Origin of the sequence: Bradyrhizobium sp. SZCCHNRI1009 (assembly GCF_032487575.1) — a bacterium.
Taxonomy (GTDB): domain Bacteria; phylum Pseudomonadota; class Alphaproteobacteria; order Rhizobiales; family Xanthobacteraceae; genus Bradyrhizobium.
The window spans coordinates 61,072-86,407 of record NZ_JAUEUL010000027.1 but is presented as its reverse complement, the minus strand read 5'-3'; the positions used below and the strand labels follow the sequence as shown (position 1 = coordinate 86,407).

20 protein-coding genes are annotated in these 25,336 nt (G+C 65.7%); 4 read left to right on the top strand and 16 right to left on the bottom strand.

The annotated features are described in order from the left end of the window. Positions 1–729 precede the first annotated feature (729 nt). From QX010_RS29525 to QX010_RS29500, 6 genes are all read right to left on the bottom strand, one after another. Entirely contained in the window at positions 730–2,109 is a 1,380-nt protein-coding gene (locus QX010_RS29525; RefSeq protein ID WP_316183219.1) for a pitrilysin family protein, read from the bottom strand. Further along, a complete protein-coding gene (locus QX010_RS29520) occupies positions 2,109–3,494 on the bottom strand; it encodes a pitrilysin family protein (RefSeq protein ID WP_315801939.1) in 1,386 nt (461 codons plus the stop codon). The genes QX010_RS29525 and QX010_RS29520 overlap by 1 nt, the downstream gene beginning before the upstream one ends. A gap of 171 nt (positions 3,495–3,665) precedes the next feature. Then, on the bottom strand, positions 3,666–4,331 hold the full coding sequence (locus QX010_RS29515) for a hypothetical protein (protein WP_316183221.1): 666 nt from the start codon (positions 4,329–4,331) through the stop codon (positions 3,666–3,668). Positions 4,332–4,532: 201 nt separating this feature from the next. After that, the gene (lspA, locus tag QX010_RS29510; protein ID WP_316183218.1) at positions 4,533–5,030 is read right to left on the bottom strand and encodes a signal peptidase II; all 498 of its coding nucleotides are present in this window, start codon (positions 5,028–5,030) and stop codon (positions 4,533–4,535) included. Positions 5,031–5,224: 194 nt separating this feature from the next. Continuing rightward, on the bottom strand, positions 5,225–8,392 hold the full coding sequence (gene ileS / locus QX010_RS29505) for an isoleucine--tRNA ligase (protein ID WP_316183217.1): 3,168 nt from the start codon (positions 8,390–8,392) through the stop codon (positions 5,225–5,227). 209 nt (positions 8,393–8,601) lie between these two features. Continuing rightward, positions 8,602–9,582: a bifunctional riboflavin kinase/FAD synthetase gene (locus tag QX010_RS29500; RefSeq protein WP_316183216.1), complete on the bottom strand. Its 981-nt coding sequence runs from the start codon at positions 9,580–9,582 to the stop codon at positions 8,602–8,604. Between the two features lie 267 nt (positions 9,583–9,849). Here QX010_RS29500 and QX010_RS29495 point away from each other — a divergent pair, with 267 nt between their 5' ends. Next, a complete protein-coding gene (locus QX010_RS29495; RefSeq protein ID WP_006613531.1) occupies positions 9,850–10,245 on the top strand; it encodes a response regulator in 396 nt (131 codons plus the stop codon). Between the two features lie 72 nt (positions 10,246–10,317). Here the strand turns inward: QX010_RS29495 and QX010_RS29490 are convergent, their stop codons facing one another. The 4 genes from QX010_RS29490 to QX010_RS29475 form a co-directional block, all read right to left on the bottom strand. Further along, positions 10,318–11,172 carry a TIGR01459 family HAD-type hydrolase gene (locus tag QX010_RS29490; protein ID WP_315801944.1) on the bottom strand — a complete coding sequence of 285 codons (855 nt, stop codon included), beginning with the start codon at positions 11,170–11,172 and terminating at the stop codon, positions 10,318–10,320. 15 nt (positions 11,173–11,187) lie between these two features. Beyond that, positions 11,188–12,783, bottom strand: coding sequence for an EAL domain-containing protein (locus QX010_RS29485; protein WP_316183215.1), 1,596 nt, complete (start codon positions 12,781–12,783; stop codon positions 11,188–11,190). 317 nt (positions 12,784–13,100) lie between these two features. After that, positions 13,101–13,661: a phage holin family protein gene (locus QX010_RS29480; protein ID WP_315801946.1), complete on the bottom strand. Its 561-nt coding sequence runs from the start codon at positions 13,659–13,661 to the stop codon at positions 13,101–13,103. Positions 13,662–13,887: 226 nt separating this feature from the next. Continuing rightward, entirely contained in the window at positions 13,888–15,231 is a 1,344-nt protein-coding gene (locus QX010_RS29475; RefSeq protein WP_315801947.1) for an aspartate aminotransferase family protein, read from the bottom strand. Between the two features lie 327 nt (positions 15,232–15,558). Here QX010_RS29475 and QX010_RS29470 point away from each other — a divergent pair, with 327 nt between their 5' ends. Then, positions 15,559–17,319: an adhesin gene (locus QX010_RS29470; RefSeq protein WP_316183214.1), complete on the top strand. Its 1,761-nt coding sequence runs from the start codon at positions 15,559–15,561 to the stop codon at positions 17,317–17,319. 68 nt (positions 17,320–17,387) lie between these two features. Here the strand turns inward: QX010_RS29470 and QX010_RS29465 are convergent, their stop codons facing one another. Continuing rightward, positions 17,388–18,806, bottom strand: coding sequence for an AraC family transcriptional regulator (locus QX010_RS29465; protein WP_316183213.1), 1,419 nt, complete (start codon positions 18,804–18,806; stop codon positions 17,388–17,390). Positions 18,807–19,958: 1,152 nt separating this feature from the next. Between QX010_RS29465 and QX010_RS29460 the strand changes: the two genes are divergently transcribed. Both QX010_RS29460 and QX010_RS29455 read left to right on the top strand, forming a co-directional pair. Then, positions 19,959–21,683 (top strand): YadA family autotransporter adhesin, encoded by a 1,725-nt coding sequence (locus QX010_RS29460; protein WP_316183212.1) that lies wholly within the window; start codon positions 19,959–19,961, stop codon positions 21,681–21,683. Then, positions 21,677–22,153, top strand: coding sequence for a hypothetical protein (locus QX010_RS29455; RefSeq protein ID WP_316183211.1), 477 nt, complete (start codon positions 21,677–21,679; stop codon positions 22,151–22,153). The genes QX010_RS29460 and QX010_RS29455 overlap by 7 nt, the downstream gene beginning before the upstream one ends. Positions 22,154–22,249: 96 nt before the next feature. Here the strand turns inward: QX010_RS29455 and prmB are convergent, their stop codons facing one another. The 5 genes from prmB to QX010_RS29430 all read right to left on the bottom strand — a co-directional run bounded on the left by prmB (position 22,250) and on the right by QX010_RS29430 (position 25,178). Next, entirely contained in the window at positions 22,250–23,215 is a 966-nt protein-coding gene (prmB, locus tag QX010_RS29450) for a 50S ribosomal protein L3 N(5)-glutamine methyltransferase (protein WP_316183210.1), read from the bottom strand. Beyond that, entirely contained in the window at positions 23,215–23,679 is a 465-nt protein-coding gene (locus QX010_RS29445) for a molybdenum cofactor biosynthesis protein MoaE (protein ID WP_316183209.1), read from the bottom strand. The genes prmB and QX010_RS29445 overlap by 1 nt, the downstream gene beginning before the upstream one ends. Positions 23,680–23,698: 19 nt before the next feature. Continuing rightward, complete coding sequence (gene moaD / locus QX010_RS29440) at positions 23,699–23,950, bottom strand: molybdopterin converting factor subunit 1 (protein ID WP_315801950.1); 252 nt, start codon at positions 23,948–23,950, stop codon at positions 23,699–23,701. Then, the gene (gene pgsA, locus QX010_RS29435; RefSeq protein ID WP_315754456.1) at positions 23,947–24,588 is read right to left on the bottom strand and encodes a CDP-diacylglycerol--glycerol-3-phosphate 3-phosphatidyltransferase; all 642 of its coding nucleotides are present in this window, start codon (positions 24,586–24,588) and stop codon (positions 23,947–23,949) included. The genes moaD and pgsA overlap by 4 nt, the downstream gene beginning before the upstream one ends. Positions 24,589–24,842: 254 nt before the next feature. Further along, positions 24,843–25,178, bottom strand: coding sequence for a GIY-YIG nuclease family protein (locus tag QX010_RS29430; RefSeq protein WP_315801951.1), 336 nt, complete (start codon positions 25,176–25,178; stop codon positions 24,843–24,845). Positions 25,179–25,336 lie beyond the last annotated feature (158 nt).

Below are 25,336 nucleotides of genomic sequence, written 5' to 3'. Positions count from 1 at the left end.
TGGCGCGCCTTCGCGCCAGCCTTGAGGCCGGCCGATCACCGGTCTACAAAAAAGACAGTTGCTCCTCGGTGCACCGGGCTTGTTGGCCACCGTCGCCCGCCGGATCATCATCACCGGCGAGCTTGGCATCAGCGTCGGGATGCCAGGACCACGCGACTTCACGTCCGCGACAGATCGTTCGTCCGCGCCTTCGCTCAGAAGACGCTGCGATCTCTCGCGGCCATCGCATCCCCGCCTCGCGTGTCGTGACGATCGCGATGCGCCCCTCTGCGGTGAGGCGGGATAAGGAGAGTTGATCACGAATTCGGAAAAATAGCAAGATAATTATTCGTATGTGACGTCGGTGTGTTGGCCCCGCTGTCGTCCCGGGCAAGCCGTCGGCGCCGCGAAGCGGCGTCGATGGCGCCGACCCGGGACCCATACGCCGCAGCAGATGTGAGGCGCGAGATGCCCAAAACCAGCCTGCCCCAAACACCTCCCTGGGGGTATGGGTCCCGGCTCAAGGCCGGGACGACACCATTTTTGTCGATGCCGCGGTGGGAAGCCACGAGCAGCCGTCATGGCCGGGCTTGTGCAGCCTGCGCGGCTGAAGTCGCTTTGGAGTGGCGAAGGCTCGGCCATCCACCTGCGTCAATCGCCCCAAAACGTGGATGCCCGGGACAAGCCCGGGCATGACGTCGCCATTGATAGTTATTCTGCGTCGTTGCAGGCGAGCGCGCCTTCGCAAGCTCAGTTCGTCTTCGTCACCGGAGCCGTGACTGGGGCTTGCGCCGGTTCGGCGGCCGCCTGCGGCGTGCGGCCGACGACGGCGGTCAGCAGGCCCTGGCTCCAGAGCTGCTTGGCCGCCTTCTTGGCGTCATCGAGCGTCACCGCATTCACGATCTCGCTGCGCTTCTCGATGTAGTCGATCGGCATCTTGTCGAGCTGGTATTGCAGCATCGCCTGCGCCAGCTTGGAGGAGGTGTCGAGCGCGAGCATCTGCGAGCCGTTGATGTAGGACTTGGCCTCGTCGAGCTCCTGCTGGGTCGGGCCTTCCTCCGCCATGCGGCGGATCTCCTGCTCGACGGCCGCGATGGTCTCGCCGGCGCGGTCGAAGCGGGTGGCGGTGTTGCCGATGAACAGCGCCGAATGATCCATCCACAGCAGCGCGTCGTAGACGGAGTAGGCGAGGCCGCGCTTCTCGCGCACCTCCTTGTAGAGCCGCGACGACAGGCCGCCGCCGCCGAGGATGTGGTTGACCACATAGGCCGCCATGAAGTTCGGGTCGTGGCGGCGGATGCCGGGACCGCCGAAGGTGATCACCGTCTGCGGCACGTCGAGCGGCACCAGCGCACGCTGCGGCGGCCTGGTGGCGACGACGTCGGGCACTGGCGTCAAAGTGGCCTTGGCGGGCAGGCTGCCAAACGTCTGGTCGAGCAGCTTGCCGAGCGTGGCCGGGTCGACGTCGCCGACAACCGCGACCTTGAGCGTGTCCTTGGCGAGCACGCGGCCGACATAGGCCTTGAGATCGTCGACGGTGATGGTCGGCACGCTGTCCAGCGTGCCGTTGGCCGGACGGCCGTAGGGGTGGTTGGGGAAGGCAAGCTCGAGGAACTTGCGGCCCGCCAGCGAGCTCGGATTGGTGGTCTCGCGGCGCAGGCCGGAGATCACCTGCGAGCGGATGCGCTCGACGTCGGCGCTGTCGAAATGCGGCGAGGTCAGCGCTGTCCGCAGCAGCTCGAACGCCTCGTCCTTGTTGTCGCGCAGCATGCGCAGCGAGCCGCGGAATTGATCTCGCGAGATCTGGAAGGAGAGCTCGATGGCGCGGCGGTCGAGCCGCTCGTGGAAGGTCTTGGAGTCGAGATCGCCGGAGCCTTCGTCGAGCAGGTCGGCCACGAGATTGCCGACGCCGGGCTTGCCGACGGGGTCCTGCGAGGCGCCGCCCTGGAACGCATATTCCATCGCGATCAGCGGCACGGTGGCGTCCTGCACGAACCAGGCTTCGATGCCGCCGGGCGACACCAGGTGCTGGATCTTGGTCGCCGCATGGGCGGCAGGAGCGATCGTGAGCGCGGCGGCGCCGACGGCGAGCGCGCAGGCGAAGCGGCGGGCGAAGGTCATTGTGTTCATCACGACCGCTTCTCCTCGCGCTTGGCCGCATTGTCCTTGATCAGATAGCCGGTGACCGAGCGCTTCTTCTGCAGCCAGGTCTGCGCGGCGGCGCGGACCTGCTCGGCGGTCACGGCCCGGATGCGGTCGGGCCAGCTCCTGATGTCCTCGATGCTGAGACCGGTGGTGAGGCCGCCGCCATACCAGCGCGCCATGGTCGCCTGGTTGTCATTGGCGTAGATCGCCTCGGCGATGAGCTGCGTCTTGACGCGTTCGAGGTCCTCGGCGCGCACCGGGTTCTGTGCGATCTCGGCGATGACGCTGTCGACGACAGCCTCGACCTGGGCGAAATCGACGCCCGGACGCGGCGCGACCGCGATCGAGAACTGGCTCGGATCGAGCGACGTGCCCTGATAGGACGCGCTGGCATTGACCGCGAGCGGCTTGTCGACGACGAGCGCACGGTAGAGATAGGAGTTGCTGCCGCTGCCCATCAGTTGCGCCAGCACGTCCAGTGCGGCCGACTGGCCGGGGGCAGCCGTGGTGGCCGAGGGCACCAGATAGAAGCGGCGCATCGACGGCTGCTCGACATGCGGGTCGGCCAGTGTGACCGTGCGCGGCGCCACCGGCTCGGGCTCCTGCGGCCGCAACCGGCGCGCGGGGATGTCGGGTTGCGCGGGAATCTTGGCGAAGGTCTGCTCCACGAGCGGGCGCACTTCCTTGGCGTCGGTGTCGCCGGCGATCACCAGGATCGCGTTGTTGGGCGCGTAGAAGCGGCGATAGAACGCCAGCGCATCCTCACGGCTGAGCTTCTCGATCTCCGGCCGCCAGCCGATGACAGGGCGGCCATAGGGGTGGTTGACGTACAGCGCCGCCATGATCTGCTCGTTGAGGCGCGCTTCCGGCGAGTTGGCGACGCGCATGTTGTACTCTTCGAGCACCACGTCGCGCTCGGGCAGCACGTTCTCGTCCTTCAGCACGAGGCCGGTCATGCGGTCGGCCTCGAACTCCATCATCTTCGGCAATTGATCGCGCGGCACGCGCTGGAAGTAGCCGGTGTAGTCGACCGAGGTGAAGGCGTTCTCATTGCCGCCGATCTTCAGGACGGTCTTGGAGAACTCGCCGGCGGGATGCTTCTCGGTGCCCTTGAACATCAGATGTTCGAGGAAGTGCGCCAGGCCCGACTTGCCGGGCGTCTCGTCGGCGGAGCCGACCTTGTACCAGATCATCTGCGTCACGACCGGGGTGCGGTGATCCTGGATGACGACGACCTGCAGGCCGTTGGGGAGGGTGAAGCTGGTGGGGGGCTCGGAGGCGAACGTCGTTTGCGCCGAAGCGCCGGCCGTGAACGCGATGAGGGAGACGAGCGCGGCGGCGACGGATTTGAACCGGTGCGAGGACATCATGATCCTTCTGGAGGCCCGCAGGGAGGGGCGATCGGGTTTGAGCGCAGCATGCTACATCGCGCCGGACGGCGCCCGACGTCACAAAACGGCGACATCGTGCCGCCGCGAGACATTAAATTTCGCTAACGCCAGCGAAGCCGGCATCTCCGGGCGAACGGGGCGGTGCCGCCGTCACCGTTCCTTGCCGGTCATGATGTCCATCTGCTTGCCGCCGATCGGCTCCTGCTTGCCGGTGCCGTAGGCATAGCTCGGCGACGGCGTCTGATAGCCGGGCGGCGGCTGGGTCAGGCTCTCACGCTGCGGCTCGCTGGTGAACGGCTTGGTCTCGCTGTCGCTGCCCTTGAACATGCCGAACAGGCCGCCTTTGAAGCCCAACTGTGAGGGGCTCATCATCGGGTTGTTGGCGACGCCGGGCTGAATCGGCTCAGTCGACTTGGCGGCGGCCGTCCGCCCCATCTTCATCTCGGCCGGGGTCAGCGGACGGGCCGCATTGACCGGATCCTTGTTTTCCTTCTTCCGCGCGGCGGCCGCGGCACGGCGTTGCTGCTCGTCGGGGTCCTTCGGCCAGTTCGGCGCGGTCGCCTGCGCCGCGGCGGCGGGCGGCGGCAGATCGAGCTTGGGCGGCACCACCAGGGGCGACCGCTCGCGGTATTCGATGGAGGGCGTCTCCATGTTGGTGCCGCCAAGGCCGCGCATCAGATTGTCGATGATCTTCTCTTCGAAGGTCTTGTCGTCTTCCTCGTCGTCCTGGGCACGGGCGGCGCCGGCGGCCATGACGAGGCCGATGCCGAGCGCGACGGCGGACAGCCGCAGGGCGCGAATGGCCGCGTGGGTCATGATCCGGCCGCTGACTTCGGTCTTGCGCATGGCTTTTCCCGTCCTCGCTTGTGCAGTGCTCGTGCTCCGACGAACCGGCCGCGACCCCACCGATTTGGACGCTCGCCGCAGGCAGCTGGTCCGGTCACCGCGCCAGTCCCGAAAACGTGAAGAACCTCAGGCTCTTGGCTCCGGGACAGCACCGGCCGGTATCGACCCCGATCAGGGCGCTTTTGCGGCATGAGCCCCGAAGAAGGAGTCATACAGCAGGCCCGCCACCCCGGCAACGATCGCCACGTCGGCCATGTTGAAGATGTACCAGTTGTAAACCGTGCCGCCGATCTGGATGTGGAACAACGCGAAATCGACCACCGCACCATAGGCCAGCCGGTCGATGCCGTTGCCGATCGCGCCGCCGATGATCAGGCCGAGCGCCGCCGTCGCCAGCTTGCTTTCCGCACGCGCCATCCAGATGGCGAGGGCGACCACCGCGACGGCCTTCACCGCCATCAGCCCATATTGCGCCAGCGCGCTCTCGCTCTGCAGCCAGCCGAAGCTGATGCCGATGTTCCAGGCGAGGTAGAGGTCGAAGAACGGGGTGATCTTGACGGTGCCGCGGTTGGGCAGGTCGAACACGTACAGCAGCCACAGCTTGGAGGCCTGGTCGATGACCAGGGTGGCGAAGCCGGCGATGAGGCCGAGACGGAGGCGGGGGGTCATTGCAAGCTGGTGAGTTGACCACCAGGCCGGCCGCAAACACAGCTGTCGTCCCGGCGAACGCCGGGACCCATACCGCGGACGGCCGATTGGTGAAAAGGACTCGGAGTCATCAGTCTTTGCCTACCAAGACGGCCGGTGGTTATGGGTCCCCGCGTGCGCGGGGACGACGGCGGAGTGTGACGCGCGATCGCGCATCACACGCCCACCCCCAGCGCCTTCCATTCGCGCAGCGCCTGCGCGTCGCGCGGGGACACGTCGGGATAGTCCTTGTCGTCGCCGACGCTCTCCAGGATCTTCCAGGAGCGGGCGCACTTCTTGCCCACGGCCTTCTCGACGACCACCGCCACACCCGGCACCGCATCGAGCCGGAACGCATCGGCCGGCGCGTCGCCCTCGCGGACCTCGTAGTTCGAGGTGATGCAGACCTCGGCCAGATCCGTATCGAACAAGGTACCGAGCAGCGCGCGGTCGGCGACGGTGATGATCGGCGACGCCTCGAGCGAGGAGCCGATGGTCTTGGCGGCACGGGCGAGCTCGAGCGCGCCGGTCACGACGCGCCTGACGTTGCGGATGGTCTCCCATTTCGCCGCGAGCGCGTCGTCGCGATAGCCGTCCATCGCCTCCGGGAACAAGGTCAGATGCACCGACGGCTCGGCGTCCGGCCTGTACATCCGCCACGCCTCGTCGGTGGTGAAGGACAGCACCGGCGCCAGCCATTTCAGGACGGCGTCGCAGATCAGGTCGATCGCGGTCAACGCCGCCTTGCGCGCCACCGACGACGGCGGGTCGCAATACAGCGTGTCCTTGCGGATGTCGAAATAGAATGCCGAGAGCTCGGTGTTCATGAATGCCGCGAGGCTCGCGATCACGGTCTTGTAGTCGAACGCGGCATAGGCGCGGGTGATGGTCTCGGCCTGCTGCGAGAGCTGATGCAGCATCAGCCGCTCCAGCTCCGGCATATCCGCGAACGCGACCGCATCGCCGCGCTTGTAGTGATGTAAGGTGCCGAGCATCCAGCGGATGCTGTTGCGCAGCTTGCGGTAGGTCTCGATGGTGTTCTTCAGGATCTCCGGGCCGATGCGCTGGTCGTCGGCATAGTCGGTGGCGCAGACCCAGAGCCTGAGGATGTCGGCGCCGGAGTCCTTGATCACCTTCTGCGGCTCGATGGTGTTGCCGAGCGACTTCGACATCTTGCGGCCGTTCTCGTCGAGCGTGAAGCCGTGCGTCAGCACGACGTCATACGGCGCCCGGCCGCGGGTGCCGCAGCTTTCCAATAGCGACGAGTGGAACCAGCCGCGATGCTGGTCGGAGCCTTCCAGATACATCACCGTGTCCTGGCCGCCATCGACCTTGCGCCTGATGCCGGCGAGGCCGGGGAAGTGCACGGGGTCTTCGAGCACGAAGGCATGGGTCGAGCCGGAGTCGAACCAGACGTCGCAGATGTCGTCGACCTTCTTCCAGTCCTCGTTGGCGCGGGAGCCGAGGAAGCGCTCGCGCGCGCCGTCGGCATACCATGCGTCGGCGCCTTCCTTGGCGAAGGCGTCAGTGATGCGGGTGTTGACGGTTTCGTCCTGCAGGATCTCGGCGGAGCCGTCGCCGGTCTCGCGCACGAACACCGCGATCGGCACGCCCCAGGCGCGCTGGCGCGAGATCACCCAGTCCGGACGGTTGGCGATCATGCCGTTGATGCGGTTCTGGCCGGCGGCGGGCACCCATTGCGTGACCGAGATCGCGCGCAGCGCGCGGGCACGCAGCGAGTTTGGGATCAGACGCTTTGTCTCGTCCGACGGATAGTCCGGCAGAACATTTCCATCTCGCTGAACCTTCAAGATGGGATCGCCTTCAAATTGATAGTCCTCCGCGAGATCTTTGGAGAACGGCCTCCTGCTCAAGATGGCCTTATCCATCGCAATGAACCATTGCGGTGTATTGCGGAAGATCACCGGCTTCTTGGAGCGCCAGGAATGCGGGTATTGATGCTTGAGCCGGCCGCGCGCGAGCAGCTTGCCGGTCTCGATCAGCGTCTTGATGACGGCCTCGTTGGCGTCGCCCTTCTCGCCCTTGTCGTTGATGACGCGCTTGCCTGTGAAGCCTGGCGCTTGATTTGTAAGAGCGCCGTTCTCATCAACAGTGTAAGGGATCACTGTATTGATGCCACGTGCCTCAAGTGCACTGGTATTCGCCGTCCAAACCTCGAAGTCTTCACGACCATGGCCTGGAGCGGTATGTACAAAGCCGGTGCCGGTATCGTCGGTGACGTGGTCGCCCGACAACAGCGGCACAGGAAAATCGTAGCCGCCCTTTTGCTTCAGAGGATGCGAGCAAAGTACATCCGACGTTGGGATGAAAAGCTCAACCCGTTCGTAAGAATCGACTTTGGCTGCTTTGAAGACTTCTGCAGCCAGCTTGTCAGCTAGGATATACTTTTCGCCCGTTTTGGCCCAATTGCCCTCTGGTGCAGCTGTAACCTGATATAATCCATACGACACCTTGTGCGAGAAGGCGATCGCCCGATTCCCAGGCAAGGTCCATGGTGTGGTCGTCCAGATTACGATGGAGGTATTATCAAGTCCGACTTTCTTCAGTGCCTCAGTGCCCTGCAGAAACTCCGGCAGATTCCGCTCTTTGTTGTGGACAGCAACGTATTCAACGGGAAACTTCACCCACACCGTGTCGGACTGATAGTCCTCATACTCGACCTCGGCCTCGGCCAGCGCGGTCTTCTCGACCACGCTCCACATCACCGGCTTGGAGCCGCGATACAGCGTGCCGTTGGCGGCGAACTTCATCAGCTCGCGGGCGATCTGCGCTTCCGCCGGATAGGTCATGGTGGCGTAGGGGTGATCCCAGTCGCCGATCACGCCGAGACGCTTGAATTCCTCGCGCTGCACGTTGAGCCAATGATCGGCGTAGGCGCGGCACTCCCGGCGGAAGGCGACCATGGCGGCGGAGTCGCGGAAGTCGGGCTTGGTCTTGCCCTTCTTGCGGTAGTTCTCCTCCTCGATCTTCCACTCGATCGGCAGGCCGTGGCAGTCCCAGCCGGGGACGTAGTTGGAATCGTGGCCGAGCATCTGCTGGCTCTTGGTCACGACGTCCTTGAGGATCTTGTTCAGCGCGTGCCCGATGTGGATGTTGCCGTTGGCATAGGGCGGGCCGTCGTGCAGGACGAATTTCGGCCTGTTCCTCGCGGTCTCGCGCAGCTTGCCATAGAGGTCGATGTCACCCCAATATTTCAGGATCTCCGGCTCGCGCTGCGGCAGGCCGGCGCGCATCGGGAATTCCGTCTGCGGCAGATACAGGGTCTTGGAATAGTCCTTGGCGTCGGATTTTTGGGCGTCGGGCTTTTGCGGCTTTTCGGACATCGTGATCTGGCTGGCTGAGCTTCAAGAGGGCGCTGAGACGCGATTTCGATCGCGGGCGGCGGAACGAGCAGAGACATCCCGGTCTTGCGCCGAGCTCGAAGCTCAGGCGGAAGCCGGGCCGCTAATGCCGATGATGCGCCGTATCAACATGGGGCTCCCTCATAGCAGCCGCGCCGCGAAATCGCAAAGCGCAGTTCGCGGGGAGGCGGTCAGCCGATCTCGCCGAGCCGGGGGAAAAGGCCGGGATGGGCCGCCAGCAAGGCGCGGGCCCTGGCGCTGTCGTCGTCCATCTGCCGGATCAGGGCCTCGATCGAGGTGAATTTGGCCTCCTCGCGGATGAAGCCGATGAAGGCGACGTCCAGGACCTCGCCGTAGAGGCTGTCCTTGAAATCGAACAGGAAGGTCTCGAGCAGCGGCGCGCCGTTGTCGAAGGTCGGCCGGCGGCCGAAATTGGCGACGCCGTCGATCAGCACCCGGTTCGCGCCGCGGCCGCGGCCGACCCGGACGGCATAGATGCCGTGGCGCAGCCCGCAATCGCGATCGAGCCGCATGTTGGCGGTGGGGTAGCCGAGGTCGCGGCCGCGCTTCTCGCCGTGGATGACCTCGGAGCTCACGAACCAGGGGCCGCCGAGCATCGCGGTCGCCTCGCTGACCTGACCCTCCGCCAGCGCTTCGCGGATCGCGGTGGAGGACACCGGCCGCTCGTCGATGTCGACATGGGCCTGGATGTCGACCTCGATGCCGAGCTTGGGCGCCTCGTTGGCGAGCAGGCTGGGCGAGCCGACGCGGCCCTTGCCGAAATGGAAGTCGTAGCCGACCGCGATCCCGGCGACGCCGAGCCGTCCGATCAGGTCATGGTGAATGAAATCCTGCGCCGAGGTCTGGGCGCGGCCCTTGTCGAAAGTCATGACCACGGCGCCGGCAAGGCCGGTTCCGGCCAGCAGCCGCAGCTTGGCGGACTCGTCGGTCAGGCGGAACTGCGGTGTGTTGGGGCTGAAGAAGCGCCGCGGATGCGGCTCGAAGGTCAGCGCCAGCGCCGGGCGCCCCTTCGCCTTGCCCATCTCGATGGCCGCCTCGATCACGGCCCGGTGACCGAGATGGACGCCGTCGAAATTGCCCATCGCCACCACCGCGCCCTTGAGGATGTCCGACGGCGGGGTGGAATCGCGGATGACCTTGAAATCGGGCATGTGACGGAAATATCTCGCAGATTTCGGTGGGCCGCCGGCGGGCGGGGATTGCCCTGACGGTGGGCGGCCGGCCCCGCGAAGTCAAGCCGAAGGGGTTCCTCCGCTCATGCAGCGCAGCAATAGCGACATGCAGCCGCAGCGCAGTTAACGCGCTGTTTAACGGCTGATGCTACTGCTCAGAGCGGATGGCGGGGTCGGTTACGACCCGTGCCGCAAGAGCGTTTTTGTAACAGTCTGCGCGTTGTGTTCGCGTCTGGGGGAGTCAAGATGGCGGTTGATTTGACGATGCCGGTGCTCGTCGTCGACGATTACAGCACCATGATCCGTATCATCAGGAATCTTCTCAAGCAGATCGGGTTCGAGGACATCGACGATGCCAGCGACGGCTCGATGGCCCTCAACAAGATGCGCGCCAAGAAATACGGCCTCGTGATCTCCGACTGGAACATGGAGCCGATGACCGGCTACGACCTGCTCCGCGAGGTCCGCGCCGATCCGAACCTGGCGACCACGCCGTTCATCATGATCACGGCGGAATCCAAGACCGAGAACGTGATCGCGGCCAAGAAGGCCGGCGTGAACAACTACATCGTCAAGCCGTTCAACGCCGCGACCCTGAAGACCAAGATCGACGCGGTATTCCCGGACATGGCGACGGCCTGAGGCCGGCCTGATCCACATCCCATGCGAAAGACGCCCGGCACCCGGCCGGGCGTTTTTCGTTTCAGGATCCGCTCACCACTTCAATTCGCGCATCAGGGCGCGCGGCGGGTGGCCGAACAGCTCCTTGACCGAGGCCGGGTCGAGCTGCTCGACGCCGGCGAACTCCTCGGAATGGATGCCGCGGGTGACGAACAGGCAGTCGATGCCGAAGCCGTGCGCGCCGGCGAGATCGGTGCGGACGGAATCGCCGATCGCCAGCACCTCCTCGCGCGCGACCTTCCGGCCGGCGTGCTGCTCGGCGAGCATCATGGCGCGCTCGTAGATCGGCCGGTGCGGCTTGCCGTAGAAGATCACCTCGCCGCCGAGCTCGCGGTAGAGCTCCGCGATGGCGCCGGCGCAGTAGATCAGCCGGTCGCCGCGCTCGACCACGATGTCCGGATTGGCGCAGATCAGCGGCAGCTTGCGCTCGCGCGCGCGCAGCAGCATCGGCCGGTAGTCCTCGGCGGTCTCGGTCTCGTCGTCGTAGAGGCCGGTGCAGATGATGTAGGACGCTTCTTCGAGCGGCGACAGCGCCAGGTCGAGACCGCGATGAATGGAATTGTCGCGCTCGGGGCCGAGCCAGAACACCTTGCCGCCGGGATGATCGGCCACGTAGTGGCGGGTCAGGTCGCCGGAGGAGACGATGGCGCTGTAGACCTCGTCGGCGACGCCGAGCTTGCGCAACTGGCGCTGGACCGAATCGGCCGGCCGGGGCGCGTTGGTAATCAGGATCACCGTACCGCCCTGGCGGCGAAAGTGGTGTAGCGCGTCGCAGGCGTCGGGGAAGGACTCCAGCCCGTTATGGACCACGCCCCAGATGTCGCTCAGCAGCACCTGCTTGCGGCCGACCAGATCGCGCAGCCGCTCTTCGAAGCGGAGAACGGTCATGGCAGCCGGCTGATTTCAGAGGGTCCCGGCGGCACGGCGGGCGAGGGCGGCATTGCCGCTGCGCGTCGAAGCATTGGTGTGTGACGCGTCCAGAGAGGTGGTGCCGGCGGCATTGGGGTCCTGAATCTTGATATCCTGCCCGCCCGATGGGCCGGCGGCGGCCTCGCCGGTAGCAGATGCGCCCTCGGGTCGCAATGGGCGGGGCGGCGCGAACAGGAAGCCCTGGCCGAAGCGGACGTCGTAGTCGAGCAGGTCGACGACGCTGTTCTCGCCTTCGATCCGCTCGGCGATCAGGTCGATGCCGAAACGGCCCAGCAGATCGGAGAGATCGGTCGGGTGAATGTCGGAGGCCGAGCTCTGCTTGGGGTCGAGCAGCAGCGCGGCCGGGACCTTGATGAAGCGGACACCGCGATCGGCAAGCTCGCGCGGCTCGAACCGGAGGTCGGTGACATGGTCGATCGAGAAGCGGTAGCCGCGCTGGGCCAGGGCCGCGAGATGCTCGGCCCCGGTCGGGCCGAGGCTGCGCAAGGTCGACTGCTTGAATTCGAGCACGAAGGACGGCGCCAGGGCGCGATTCGCTTCGAGGAAATCGAGGCATTGTGAAAAGTTGGCGGGGCTGCTGAGGGTCGCCGCGGAGATGTTGCAGAAGATGCCGACGTCCTTGTTGCGAACCATCAGGCGGCGCAGCACCTGGACGCAGCGAAGCAGAACCATGTGGTCGATGCGCCCGACCAGGCCGGCGGCTTCCGCGATGCCGATGAAATCCTCGGCCGCGACCACCTGGTCGCGCTCGTCGCGAAGCCTCGTCACCGCCTCGTAGAAGCGCACCTTGCGCTGCGGCAGCGTCACCAGCGGCTGCAGGTAGATGTCGAGGCGGTTGTCCTCGATCGCGCCTTTGACCGCGGCGAGGATCTGCGGCTGGCTGCGCGGCACGGCGGGGGCAACCGGCGCCGACGGAGCCGGCGTCGTGATCCTGGAGGCTGCTGGTACGGCAGTGACCGCCGGGACCTGCGGTTTGGGCGGCAGGGGGGCGGCACCCGATGCCGCGCTGAACGTGCCGGGAGTCTCGGGCATCCTCTGCTCGATGTCGCTCGGCGGCAGCGCTGTCATCTCGCGCGCGCCGCTGGAGGCAGCGGCCGCCGGGAGCGGATGATCGGCCTCGCGAACCATGCCGGCAGCAGCTCCCGGCGGTGTTGCGGGCGGGATCGCCGCGATCAGGTCTTCATGCTGGGCCACGGTGACGGCGAGCTGCTTCATCAGTCCGCCGAGCTCGTTGATCTCGCCGATCACGCCCTGCAGGCGATCGGCGCTGACCGAGCTCGAGGACACGATGCGTCCCTCGACCGCCGACAGGCGCCGGCCGAACTCGGCGACCTGGCGCGCGAGGTCGGCGGTGCCGCGCGACAGATCGGCGATCTGGCTGCCGATATCGGTGCGGTCGCGCAGCCGCATCGACACGGCGTTGTAGAGAATCAGGAACGTCAGTGCGGCGAGCGCGACGATCGCGGATTCCGAGCCACTGATGCCGGCCACCGAATACAGGATCAGGCCGAGCGAAGCTGCGACCAGAACCATACAAATGGCAATGAAAATCGTGGAGATACGGATCATGCTGCGCGACGCTCCCAACCGAATGCAACCTTAGCACTTCTGTTGATTCGCGAGGATAGTCGGCGGGATTCAAATACCGGGAGAGGCCGATGATTTCCCGTCTGCGTGTCATTTACGCAAGTTCACCGGGGAAAGCGGAGTGTCATCGTAGTGTCGCCGACCCGTAGAACACCGGGGAAAGCGCCACGCGGACTCCAGACACATTGAGACATGCGCGCGATGCCCATGAGCTGATCAACGGGTGTTGCTGATCAACTCAACCGAGCCGGTGATTCTTCGATGTCCGTCGAACCGCGCCTGTCGCTGTCGGGGCAGGCTTACGCGCTGCGGTGACGCCGGCGCAAGGCCGCCACACCGAGCAGCAGTGCCGCAACGGCGACACCAACGGGCACGTTGACCCGGCCGAGTGCACCCGCAGCTCCGCTCCCGTGATTCGTGGAGGTCGATGACGGTGCCAGGGGGATGGTGTCGGGATCGATCTCGTCCGCGTCGGGTTCCCGGGCCACGGGCGCTGCGATCGCCACGCGCAGCCGGCTGGAGAGTGAAGGATAGTGCGGCGTCGGACTGCGCAACTTCACCGCCGCGATGATCGCGCAGATCACCGCCAGCGCGACCAGGATGCCGCCGACCACAGCGAATGCGGTGAACAGGCCGTAGGTCATTTCCACCCAGCGGAACAGCGCGGTCAATCCGACGATGCAGGCGGCGATCAGGAAGATGCCCGCGGTGGCGAACAGCCCGGCGGCGACGGCGTAGGACGTCACCGTTCCGGTGGCCTGCCGGGCGCGATCGCGCATGTAGGCCTGGGTGGCGCGCCTGACGCGGTTGAGTCTCTGCTCGAGCCCCAATCGCAGCAGCTCTCCTGGCGGTGCAAGCATGCGCGTCCTCCGATGATCCATCGCCGCGCGCGAACCGCCGGCTCGCGACATGAACGTGGAGGATTTGCGAAGGTTCCCTGCGCACGCGCGAGGCTATTGTCGGCCGGCATGCGACATGTGGAAAGCCGCAATGACCGTTCTTGGGGATCGTAGAAACAAAAATGGCGGCCACGCGGGCCGCCAATTCTGCTCCTGGCCGATCATGGCCGATGGGACGCCGAATGGCTTACGCCACGGCCTTGATGACCTTGCCGACCTTCTCGATGATCTCGCCGACCTGATCCTCGCTGATGATCAGCGGCGGGGTCAGCGCCAGCGTGTCACCGGCGATGCGCAGCATCAGGTCGTTGTTGTGGAAGGCGGTCTCCATCGCGGAGTAGCCGCGCTTGCCAGCCGCGTCGGGCAGCGGCGCGAGGTCGATGCCGGCGGTGAGACCCACCGTGCGGATGTCGAGCACGTTGGGCAGGCCCTTGAGCGACATCACGGCGTCGGCGAATTTCGGCTCGATGGCGCGGGCGTGCTCGAACAGCTTGTCGTCGCGGTAGATGTCGAGCGTGGCGAGGCCGGCGGCGCAGGCGATCGGATGCGCCGAGTAGGTGTAGCCGTGGGTGAACTCCACCATGTGCTCGGGGCCGCTCATGAAGGCGTCGTGGATGGTGTCGCGCACCAGCACGCCGCCCATCGGTGCCGCGCCATTGGTGACGCCCTTGGCGAAGGTCAGAAGGTCAGGCGTCACGCCGTAGCGCTCGGCGGCGAAGGCGTAACCGAGGCGGCCGAAGCCGGTGATGACCTCGTCGAAGATCAGCAGGATGCCGTGCTTCTGGGTGATCTCGCGCAGCCGCTTGAGGTAGCCCTTCGGTGCCGGGATCACGCCGGTCGAGCCGGCCATCGGCTCGACGATGACGGCGGCGATGGTGTTGGCGCCGTGCAGGTTGACGAGGTTTTCCAGCTCATCGGCGAAGTGCGCGCCGTATTCCGGCTCGCCCTTGGTAAAGGCCTGCTTCTCGCGGTCATAGGTCGCGGGGATGTGGTCGACGCCGGTCAGCAAGGTGCCGAACAGCTTGCGGTTGTTGACGATGCCGCCGACCGAAGTGCCGCCGAAGCCGACGCCATGATAGCCGCGGACGCGGCCGATCAGGCGGGTGCGGCTGCCCTGGCCGTTGATCTGGTGGTAGGCCAGCGCCATCTTCAGCGCGGTGTCGGCCGCCTCCGAGCCGGAGTTGCAGAAGAACACGTGGTCGAGGCCGGCGGGCGCGAGATCGGCGATGCGGTTGGCGAGCTCGAACGCCTGGGGAATGCCGAACTGGAACGGCGGCGCGTAGTCGAGCGCGGCGGCCTGCTGGCCGATCGCCTCGGCGATCTGGCTGCGGCCGTGGCCGGCGTTGCAGCACCACATGCCGGCGGCGGCGTCGATGATCTTGCGGCCATCGACGGTGATGTAGTGCATGTCCTTGGCACCGGCGAGCAGGCGCGGGTTCTTCTTGAAGGCGCGGTTCGCGGTGAACGGCATCCAATGCGCGGCAAGATCATTCGGAACGGTGACGGCGGGGCGGGGGCTCTTGTCCAGCATGGGGACCTCTCGGACGTTCAAGGCAAATAGGGCGACGGCCTGCCCTGGAAAGGTGACAAGCCGGTTTTACAGACGGTTCGTGCTTCAGGGACCTGAACGGAATGCTGTTCGCATCAGCCGCGACCAAGGCCGGTGGCAACGTATCAGCTTCGCGGCCGGACGGGAATGTCAAACGACCGGCGTTCCTGCTGCTCTGGTGAGCGGTTTCTGCACAGCGCAGCGCGAAAGTCCCGATATCTGGAAGTCCCTGTGTCTTTTTGCGACACGGTAAAGAGCCGCTGTTCCGGTGGCCACTAAGGACTGGTGCGAGGAATCAGTTCCTCCGCGATGGAAGCCTGGGGCCGCCAGAAACCACCCAATGTTGCAGACATACAACTCCTCGACCGGATGAGCGCGGTGATGCGCTGCCGTTGTGCGGGTTGCAAAACAGTGGGCCCTTTGCCGAGACCCTCGGGATCCTCCTCTGCTAGCGGAGATCCTGATGTCGTTTTCGAGGGGGCAGGTGTTCACGTGAAATCGAGGGATGTGACGATTGGTCGTGATCCAGTCTTGAGCCCTGGCACCGGAACGCTGAGCCGAGGCGCCTGGCTCGCTTCGACGGTCCTTTTGATCTGCATGGCGGCAGGCGCAGGCGATGCCAACGCCCAACAATCCCTGAACGGCGGCACGGCGGTCGGCGGCATCGGCGCCTATGCGAGCGGCGCGGGGGCTGTTGCGGCTGGGATAGCCGCTACGGCGACCGGCGGGAACAGCACTGCGACCGGTGCCGGCGCGGGGGCATACGGTTATGGTAGCAGCGCCAATGGAGCCTTCACCACCGCGATAGGCATTGCCGCCATCGCCACCGGCCTGGCGGCGACCGCCTCGGGCAACGCCGCCTTTGCCGGCGGCGATCAGGCCACCGCGACAGGGTCGTCGGCCAACGCCAACGGCGCAAGCGCCACGGCGATGGGCCAGTCCAGCCAGGCAGTCGGTGCGACCGCGAGCGCGTTCGGCCAAAACAGCGTTGCCCAGGGCGACGGCACGACCGCCGTCGGTCAGGCCAGCCGGGCCATAGCGATGAACGCGACCGTGCTCGGTGCGACGGCGCAGGCCACTGCGATCGGTGCGATCGCGCTCGGCTTCAACAGCAAGGCGGCTGGCCTCAGCAGCGTGGCGACGGGCGTCAACAGCGTCGCGACCGGAACGTATGGTGTCGCGCTGGGCAATGCCAGCATGGCGACGGGCGATCTGAGCACCGCGACCGGCTCGTTCAGCAACGCGGCCGGCGACCACAGCACCTCAACCGGGACCTCCAGCCAGGCAAGTGGCAGATTCAGTACGGCGACCGGCGCTTTCAGCACGGCGAATGGCGCATTCGGTGCGGCCTATGGCAGCGGCAGCTTCGCGGGCGGGGATAACAGCGTGGCGGTCGGCTCCAGCAAGGCCAACGGCGCAAACAGCCTTGCGTTCGGCAACACTGCGCAGGCGAACGGCGACAACGCCATTGCCATCGGGACCAATGCCGTCTCGGCGCCGAACTCCGTCGTGATCGGTCCCAATGCCACGGACAACAACTTCGCCAATGCTGCGGTCTATGGGGCCGGCGCGCAGGTCGGCGCCGCCGGCAACGTCGCGCTCGGCAACGGCGCCAACGCGGTTGCCGCCAACTCCGTCGCCATCGGGCAGAATTCGGTGGCCACGGCGCCGAACACCGTGTCATTCGGCGCTGCCGGCAATGAAAGGCGGCTGACCAACGTTGCCGCCGGCATCTCGCAGACCGACGCCGTCAATGTCTCGCAGCTGAACGGCATCGCGGCCGGCTTTCAAACCCAACTCGGCGGACTGCAGAACCAGATCAACGTCAACCAGACCGAGGCGCGCCGCGGCATTGCCGCAGCGGTGTCCGCCCCGCCGGTCGTGATGCCGTCGGCACCCGGCAAGACTACGGTCGCCGTCAACACCGGCTTTTATCGCGGTCAGACCGGGGCCGGAATCGGCATCTCGCACCGGCTGAATCTCAGCGTCCCGACCGTGGTCTTTGGCCGCTACTCGAACGGCGGCGGCAGCGAGCATGTCGGCAGCGCCGGCTTCGCCGTCGAGTTCTGATCAACTAATCGCCGTAGATCTTCGCTGCGGATCGGGCGGAGCCAGACCGGCCTGATCGCATCGTGCTCTCATCGATCGGCGCGTGTGTGCGCCGCCGTTGCGCTCACGGGTGGCGCCGGCTCCGCTCCGGCGACGTCGTCCGTCGCCAGGCGCATCGCGGTCGGCGTCTCGCCGTAGAAGCGGCGAAACGTGCGGTTGAACGTGGACAGGTCGGCAAAGCCGGTATCCATCGCGATCTCGGCGACGCCCAGCGCCGAGTGCGCCGGAGATCTCAACAGCTCGACCGCCTTCTCGACGCGCATCTTCCGCAGCGTCTCGGAAAAGCTGGTGCCGGCCTCGTCGAATAGCTTCTGGATGTAGCTGCGCGACAGGCCCGATGCCTCGGCGGCCGACGACAGCGAGAAATCCGGATTGGCGAAATGCTCTCTGATCTGCCTCAGCACCTTTTCCCGGCGCAGATCCTTGAGCGCACCATTGCGAACGACCTCCATCGTATCGTTGCTGGGCGCCAGCAGATGAACGGTCAGCTCGATGAGCTGATCGGCCATCAGTTGCTTCAATGTCGGATTTGCTCGTGCGGCCTCCTTTTCGGCGAAGCCGAGATAGTCGGCCAGCAGACCAAATGCCGGATCACGCATGCTGATGCGCCGGAGAATCAGATCGTCGGCCGCGGGAAGCCGTTTCAACAACATCGCGGCGGGGATGGTGAAGCCCGTCAGCTCGAGGCCTTCCGGCGCGTGAAAGCGGAGTCGCTCGCTCAGCCTGAGGAAGCGCGTCTCCTCCCTGGCACAGTCGTCCTCCTGCCGACGCTGGGTCAGCAGCAGCCGTCCCGAGCGTGGGATCGGAATCGAAAACACGTCCTGGGCCTTGGCCAGATGCTTCTGTGTGCGATCGAGCAGCAGCGGGGACAATGACCACCTGTTGATGTTGAGTCCGCCGATCGTCACGGCGCCCATCTGGATCCGGGCCGGTCCCTCGCTCAACGGCTTGAGATCGGCGAAATTGATCCGGATGCCGCCGGTGATCTCCTCGATCTTCCTCTGCCACTCGCGATGGCTGTCGGGGCCGTGGTCGGGACTGCACTCGAGCGAGATCTGTCGTGTTGAGCTGGATTCCATGGCCGATCCGGCGTCGCAGTTGAAGGAAGCGATGAGCTGATGAGACACACTTCGTTGCAAATCGACAACTGTTACTTCGGAAGATTTCAAAGAATGCGGCCACAATGTGCGGATTGCATAACAGTGCGCTCCCTGCCGAGACCCGCCCGATCGCATTCTGCTAGCCGAGACGGAGGCGGCGCGCTTTCGGCGTGATGCGTTCTCGGGAAGTTGTTTGTGGTGCAATTGCTGGTTGCTCTTTTCGGAGCAACCTCTGGCGATGTTCTCGAAGGTTATGCAGGGGATCGATGTGATTTTGGCGAATGTGACAGTTGATCGGGGCTCGCCGCCGGCATCGGTTATGCGGTCAACAACTGGGTGCGGGTGCACGCCTCGTTCACGGCCTCGCCGTAGATCAACGAATATGGCGTGGCCGGCGGTGCGTCGATGACGCTGAATTGAGCGAGAAGGGCGGCCGAGCAGCGCGCTGCATGTCGAACGTAGAGCCGATGATTGGTCTGTCAGAAAGATACCGCATCAAGGCCTTGGCGTGCGAAAGCGCCTCTGAACAAGCGACCGATCCGGCCCTGAAAGCCGCTTGGTCGGAGATTGCAATGGAGTGGCACGCGCTCGCCTATCGGGTCGGTCGAGGATCGACCGACCATGAAATCTGGATGCGGAGCCAGTAAGGCCGTCTCGAGGCCGCCGGGGCATTGCAACCATATGCGATGGCACTGCACCCAGGGGACGGGAGAGGCCATCGGAAGCTCGTGTTGTTAGCGCACAACGGTCAGCAGGAATAAACAGGATCGAGATCGCGCGAGTGTGCCGCTTGCCTAAGAGTGGGTCATCTGCCGAGACCTCTCCGATCCAACCCTGTTAGCTGAGCCAGCACGGGAGCGCTGCCTTCGCAACGAGGTGTTGGACATCGTTGTCGCGCGATCCGTGATTGCGGCACCAAAAGCAGCTTCTGGTGCCGTTCTCGAATGTTTTGCAGAGGGATTGGTGACATTGACGTGCGTAATCGTTGTGGGTGAGGAGGCGGCCGAGGCACGCGCTCCCAGCCATCGCGTCACTCCCTGCGTTTCGTCGGTCCGGATCGTTGTGGAGTCGTGCTGAATGCGTCCCGTAATTTCAAGGATTGCAGTCGCTGGGGCTGGTCCGTCGAGGCGTGCTGCAGCCTGTGCAGTTGCGGCAGCCAAGGGTGGCCTGATGTCGAGCGCCTTTCGTGCCGCGTCGCGGCCGCGGCGCATCGGGATCCGGTCGGTGCAGTCCAGCGGCGTTGCGATCGCCCTTTTGCTAGCATCGGCCCTGTTGGCGGCGCGGTCCGCGCAAGCGCAAAATTTTGCATGCGCGCCGAACGCCGGTATCGCCAACGGCGCTTTTTCCTTTGCCTGTGGCGAGGCAACCTTCGGTCCCGTTCCTAAACCGCAGGCTACGGCCGACGGCGCCTTCAGCACGGCAATCGGTCCGTCAGCCATCGCGGGCGGCTATGGCACCCTCGCCGTCGGCGCTATCAGCCAAGCGGCAGGCGACGGGGCGATGGCGATCGGCTACGCGACAATTTCGAACGGCTACGCCACCGCAGTGGGCTATTCCGCAAGAGCCGTAGGCAACTCCAGCACCGTCTTTGGCGCTCAGAGCTTTGCGTCCGGTACGTTCTCGGCCGCTATAGGGACCTATGCGGCGGCGACCTCCGCGAACTCCATCGCGATCGGCGGAGGTAACATCACCGGCACGAGGACCTTGGCGGCGTTCGTCGATGCCAACTCTGCCAACAGCATTGCAATCGGCAGCCAAGCCCTCATTGGCGCCGATAGCGGCAACGCCACCGCACTCGGCTTCAATGCGCAGGTGCTGGGCCAGAGTGGGCTTGCGATTGGCTATTCCAGTGCGGTCACCGGCGATGGCAGCATAGCGGTCGGCGCATCGAACACGGTGCTCGGAGCGAAGAGCGGCGCGATCGGCACCGGGCAGAATGTGGTCGGCACCGGCAGCTTTGCGATCGGCGATCCCAGCACGATCAACGGTAATGGCACCTTCGTGCTCGGCAACAACAACAATGTGAATACGGCGACCAATGCCGGCGCCGGTACAGCCGGCTGGGGCGATAACGTCAACGTGGTGGGCTCGAACAACGCCATCGCCGCCACGGCGAGCGCCGCCGGCTCCGCCGTGCTCGGCAATGGCGGGACGGTCAATGCGACCGATGCAGTGGCCATCGGCAATGGCACGACGGTGACGGGGGTTTCGGCGATCGCGATCGGCCGTAGCAGCACGGCAAGCGCAAGCAACGCCGTCGCGCTCGGCGTGTTTAGCAACGCGGCCGGAATGAATGGGACGGCACTCGGGGTTCTGAGCAACGCGAGTGGCGATTCCGGTACCGCGAGCGGGGCGTTCAGTACGGCGAGCGGCGACCACGGCACGGCGACCGGTGCCTCCAGCAAGGCCAGCGGTGCCTTCAGCACGGCGAGTGGCGCCTTCAGCACGGCATCCGGAGTACTCAGCACCGCGACCGGCGTCAACAGCCAGGCCATCGGCGACAACAGCGTGGCCGTCGGCGTCGCCAGCACCGCGAATGGGACGAGCGCTGTCGCACTCGGCAACGGTGCGCAGGCGAACGGCGTGAATGCGGTCGCGATCGGCACCAATGCGATCTCAGCGCCGAACTCCGTGGTGGTCGGCCCCAACGCCACCGACAACAACTACGCCAATGCTGCCGTGTACGGCGCGGGCGCCCAGGTCGGGGCCGCAGGCAACGTCGCGATCGGCAGCGGCGCCAATGCCGTTGCGGCGAACTCCGTCGCGATCGGCCAGAACTCGGTGGCGAGCGCGCCCAACACCGTGTCGTTCGGCTCCGCCGGCAACGAGCGGCGGCTGACCAATGTCGCCGCCGGCATCTCGCCGACCGATGCGGTCAACGTCTCGCAGCTGAGCAGCGTTGCGAGCGGCGTCCAGTCGCAGATCGGGGCGTTGCAGGCGCAGATCGGTGGATTGCAGTCGCAGGTCAGCGGGTTGCAGACCCAGATCACCCACGTCAATTCGGGGATCGCGATGGCCATGGCGATGGGCGGCGGCTTCCTGCCGGACAACAAACGGTTTGCGGTGGCCGCCAATTACGGCACCTTCGCCGGCCAGAGCGCGGTGGCGATGACCGCGCTGGCGCGGGTGAGCGACAACATCGTCGTCTCCGGCTCGGCCAGCTACGGCATGCGGACTGATACGAGCCAGTTCGGCGGACGGGTCGGGATGCAGATCGCATGGTAGATCGATCGCTGTTCCGTGCGCTGCTGATCGCAGGGTTCGCGCTGCTTGTCGGACTGGGGACGCGCGCCGCCGAGGCGCAGCAGGCCTCGCAGCCGCAACGGCCACCAGCGGCTCAGCCGCCGCAGCAAGTCCAACAGCAACAACAACCGCAGCAGCCGCAATTCCCGCCGCCGCCTCAGGCGCAGCCGCAGCAATCGTCACAATGGGCGACGATGCCGCGGATGCAGCTCGAGCGGCAGTTCGCAGGCCCGCTGCAGGACACCATCGTGCAGCGCTGGCGCGATCCGGCCGACGGCACCGTCTGCTACATCTACCTGCCGATCAGCGCGCCGCATTCGCCGCCGACCCCCGCGGGCTTTGTCCAGTATGGCGGCAACACCGTGGGCTCGATCAGCTGCATGCTTGCGCCGCAAGCGGCACGGTCCGCGGCAAATCCGCGTCACACGGGCACCGTGTCCACCGGCCAATAGCCTGAATTGACTGGTGGATGGGGTTCGATTCGCGCGGCAGCGGAGGTTCACATCTCCCCGACGGTTTTCGAAGGGGGGAGGTGAATGGGTCGCGCGTCACACGAGATCGCGCGCGGTGATCCAGAACACCTCGCCCTCGGAGTCCTCGGTGTCGAGCCAGAGCAGCGGCAGGTCGGGATAGGCCGCCTCGATCTGCGGACGGTCGCGCCCGACCTCGCACAACAATCCGCCCTCCGCAGTCAGATGGTCGCGGGCCTGGCTGAGAATGCGATGGATGATGTCGAGCCCGTCGGTGCCGCCGTCGAAGGCCAGCGCCGGCTCGGCGCGGCATTCCCGGGGCAGGCCGGCCATGCCCTCGGCGTCGACATAGGGCGGGTTGGTGATGATCAAATCGTAGCGGCGCTGGCTGAGCGGTGCGAACAGGTCACCGCGGTGCAGCGAGATGCGCTCGCCGAGGTCGTAGTCGGCGACGTTCTTCGCGGCGACCGCGAGCGCGTCCTTGGAGATGTCGACGGCGTCGATCACCGCATTGGGGAAGTGGCGGCTGGCCAGGATCGCCAGACAGCCAGAGCCGGTGCAGAGGTCCAGCACGCTGTCCACGGCCAGCGGATCATCGATCAGCGAGGTGCCATCGGCCTCGGCGCCGCCGAAATGCGTCTCCAGCAGCTCGCCGATGAACGAGCGCGGCACGATGACGCGCTCGTCGACGTAGAACGGCAGGCCGCGCATGTAGACCTTGTTGACCAGATAGGCCGCCGGCTTTCGCGTGGTGATTCGGGCCGTGATCAGGTCGAGGATCATCTTGCCTTCGGCCGCGGTGACCCGGGCCGTGACGAAGCTCTCGAACTGATCGGGGCGCAGATGCAGCGCCTCGCCGATCAGGAAGGCGGCCTCCGACACCGGATCGGTGGTGCCGTGCGCAAACACCAGATCGGCGTCCTGGAAGCAGCTCACCGCGTAGCGCAGATAGTCGAGCAGGCTGACCAGCTCGCCCGCATTGACCTTCGGCAGCTTCGGCGCCGCCGCCTTGCGCGGCGCTGCCGTCTTGACCTTCTTCGCCATCACGACTTCCAGCGCGCCGCGGCGGCATCGTCGTGGCTCTTGGCCTCGACCCAGCTGCCGCCATCATTGGTTTCCTCGCGCTTCCAGAACGGCGCGTTGGTCTTGAGATAATCCATCAGGAACTCAGCAGCCTCGAACGCCGCCTGACGGTGGCTGGAGGCGGTCACCACCAGCACGATGTTCTCGCCCGGCCGTATCCGGCCGAAGCGGTGGATCACGGTCAGGCCCTGCAGCGGCCAGCGCGCCATCGCCTGCTCGGCGTGCCGCATGATCTCGGCCTCCGCCATGCCCGGGTAATGCTCGAGCGTCAGCGCGGTGATCGGCGTGTCATGGTCGTTGCCGCGGCACAGGCCGGAGAAGCTGACGACGGCGCCGATGTCGGTGCGGCCATGGCTGAGGGCTGCGATCTCGGCCGCGGTGTCGAAATCCTCTTGCTGCACCCGGACGGTGACGATCGCGGTCATGGACGGATCTTCCGTTGCGTCAGCCGCCGGTCATCGGCGGGAAGAACGCGATCTCGCGGGCGCCGGCGATGGCCGTATCCGGCTGCACATGGGTCTGGTCGATCGCGGTGCGGATCACCTTCGGCTTCTCGAACGCATAGGCGTAGCCCTCGCCGCGCGTGGTGAGCCAGGCGATCAGCTCGCTGACCGTGCGCACGTCCGCCGGCGGCTCGATCGTCTCCTCGGCCTTGCCGACGCGCTCACGCACCCAGGCGAAATACTTCACCTTCATCGCGAGTCTGCCTCGATGAGGTGGTGGATGCCGGCGCGGAAATAGTCGTAGCCGGTGTAGATGGTGAAGACCGCCGACAAACCGAGCAGCCAGATTCCGATCCCGCTCACGATCGGACCCACGGCCGTCGAGATCTGGGCGACCGCCGCATCGCCGGCCTCGCCCGCGAGCAGGAAGCCGATCGCCACCAACTGCATCGTGGTCTTCCATTTGGCGACCTTGGTCACCGGCACCGAGACGCGCAGCGCGGCGAGATATTCGCGCAGGCCCGACACCAGGATCTCGCGGCACAGGATCACAATGGCCGCCCACAGCGACCAGTTCTGGATGGTGCTGTCGGCGGCCAGCATCAGCAGGCAGGAGGCGACCAGAAGCTTGTCCGCGATCGGGTCGAGCATACGGCCGAATGCCGATTGCTGGTTCCAGATCCGTGCGAAATGACCGTCGAGATAGTCGGTGATCCCAGCCGCAATAAACACCGCGACGGCGACCCAGCGGAGCCACAAAGGATACATCCAGACCGACTGCGCGTAGATGCAGCCGACCACGACCGGTATCGCGGCGATGCGCGTATAGGTCAGGATGTTCGGCAGGGACGTCGACGTCTTGCTGGGCACGCGTGTGGTCGCAATATTCATCCGGTGTACCAATACTGCCGCCGTTCGGACGTCAACCTCCGAGCCGAGCCGCTTCGGCAGGATGACGCAGATATGACGCTGTTCGCAACGAAGTCTTGCGGAGATAGGAACTCTCCCGCTCCGATACAAAGAGCGGTAACGCTTCCTTAAGCAACCGCACGCGGTCGCGCCAGTAGGGAGATCGGCGTGCCGCGGTGGGCGCGCCGATCGGTCTTATTGCGGTGCAATGACAGCGGCGCGAATGCCGCCCGTGATCAGATCGCCTCGGCCCCGTGAACCGCGCACCAATGCGCCTGCCGTTCCGCGAACACGCGATCGCGCACATAGGCCAGCGCTTCGTCGTCGAAGGTCTCGATCACCTCCAGGCTGAACGACCCTTCGCCATGGGCGGCCCAGGCCGCCTGCAGCCCGCCGCGGCGATGGCCGCCCTGGCGCAGGGTGAACCACAGACGGTTCTGGATCTTGTCGAGGTCCGGCGCGCAGCCGATCCAGCGCGCGCCGGTGGCGGCGCAGGTGACCGCAAAGATGCCGGCAGGGCTCTTGCGCTCCTTGTAGGCGGCGACCGCCGCCTTGCGCTGATCGGGGGTCATGAGGTGTCGCTCCAAAGTGAGGTGGCTCAGCTCATGTAGAGCTTATTTTTGTCCGGGTAAATATATGGAAATCGAAATTTTTTCCTGACAGGTGTATCGTAAAGTTGACGGGGGCGGACCTCACCTGTAATAATATCCTTACAGGTGGAGAGCCGCGA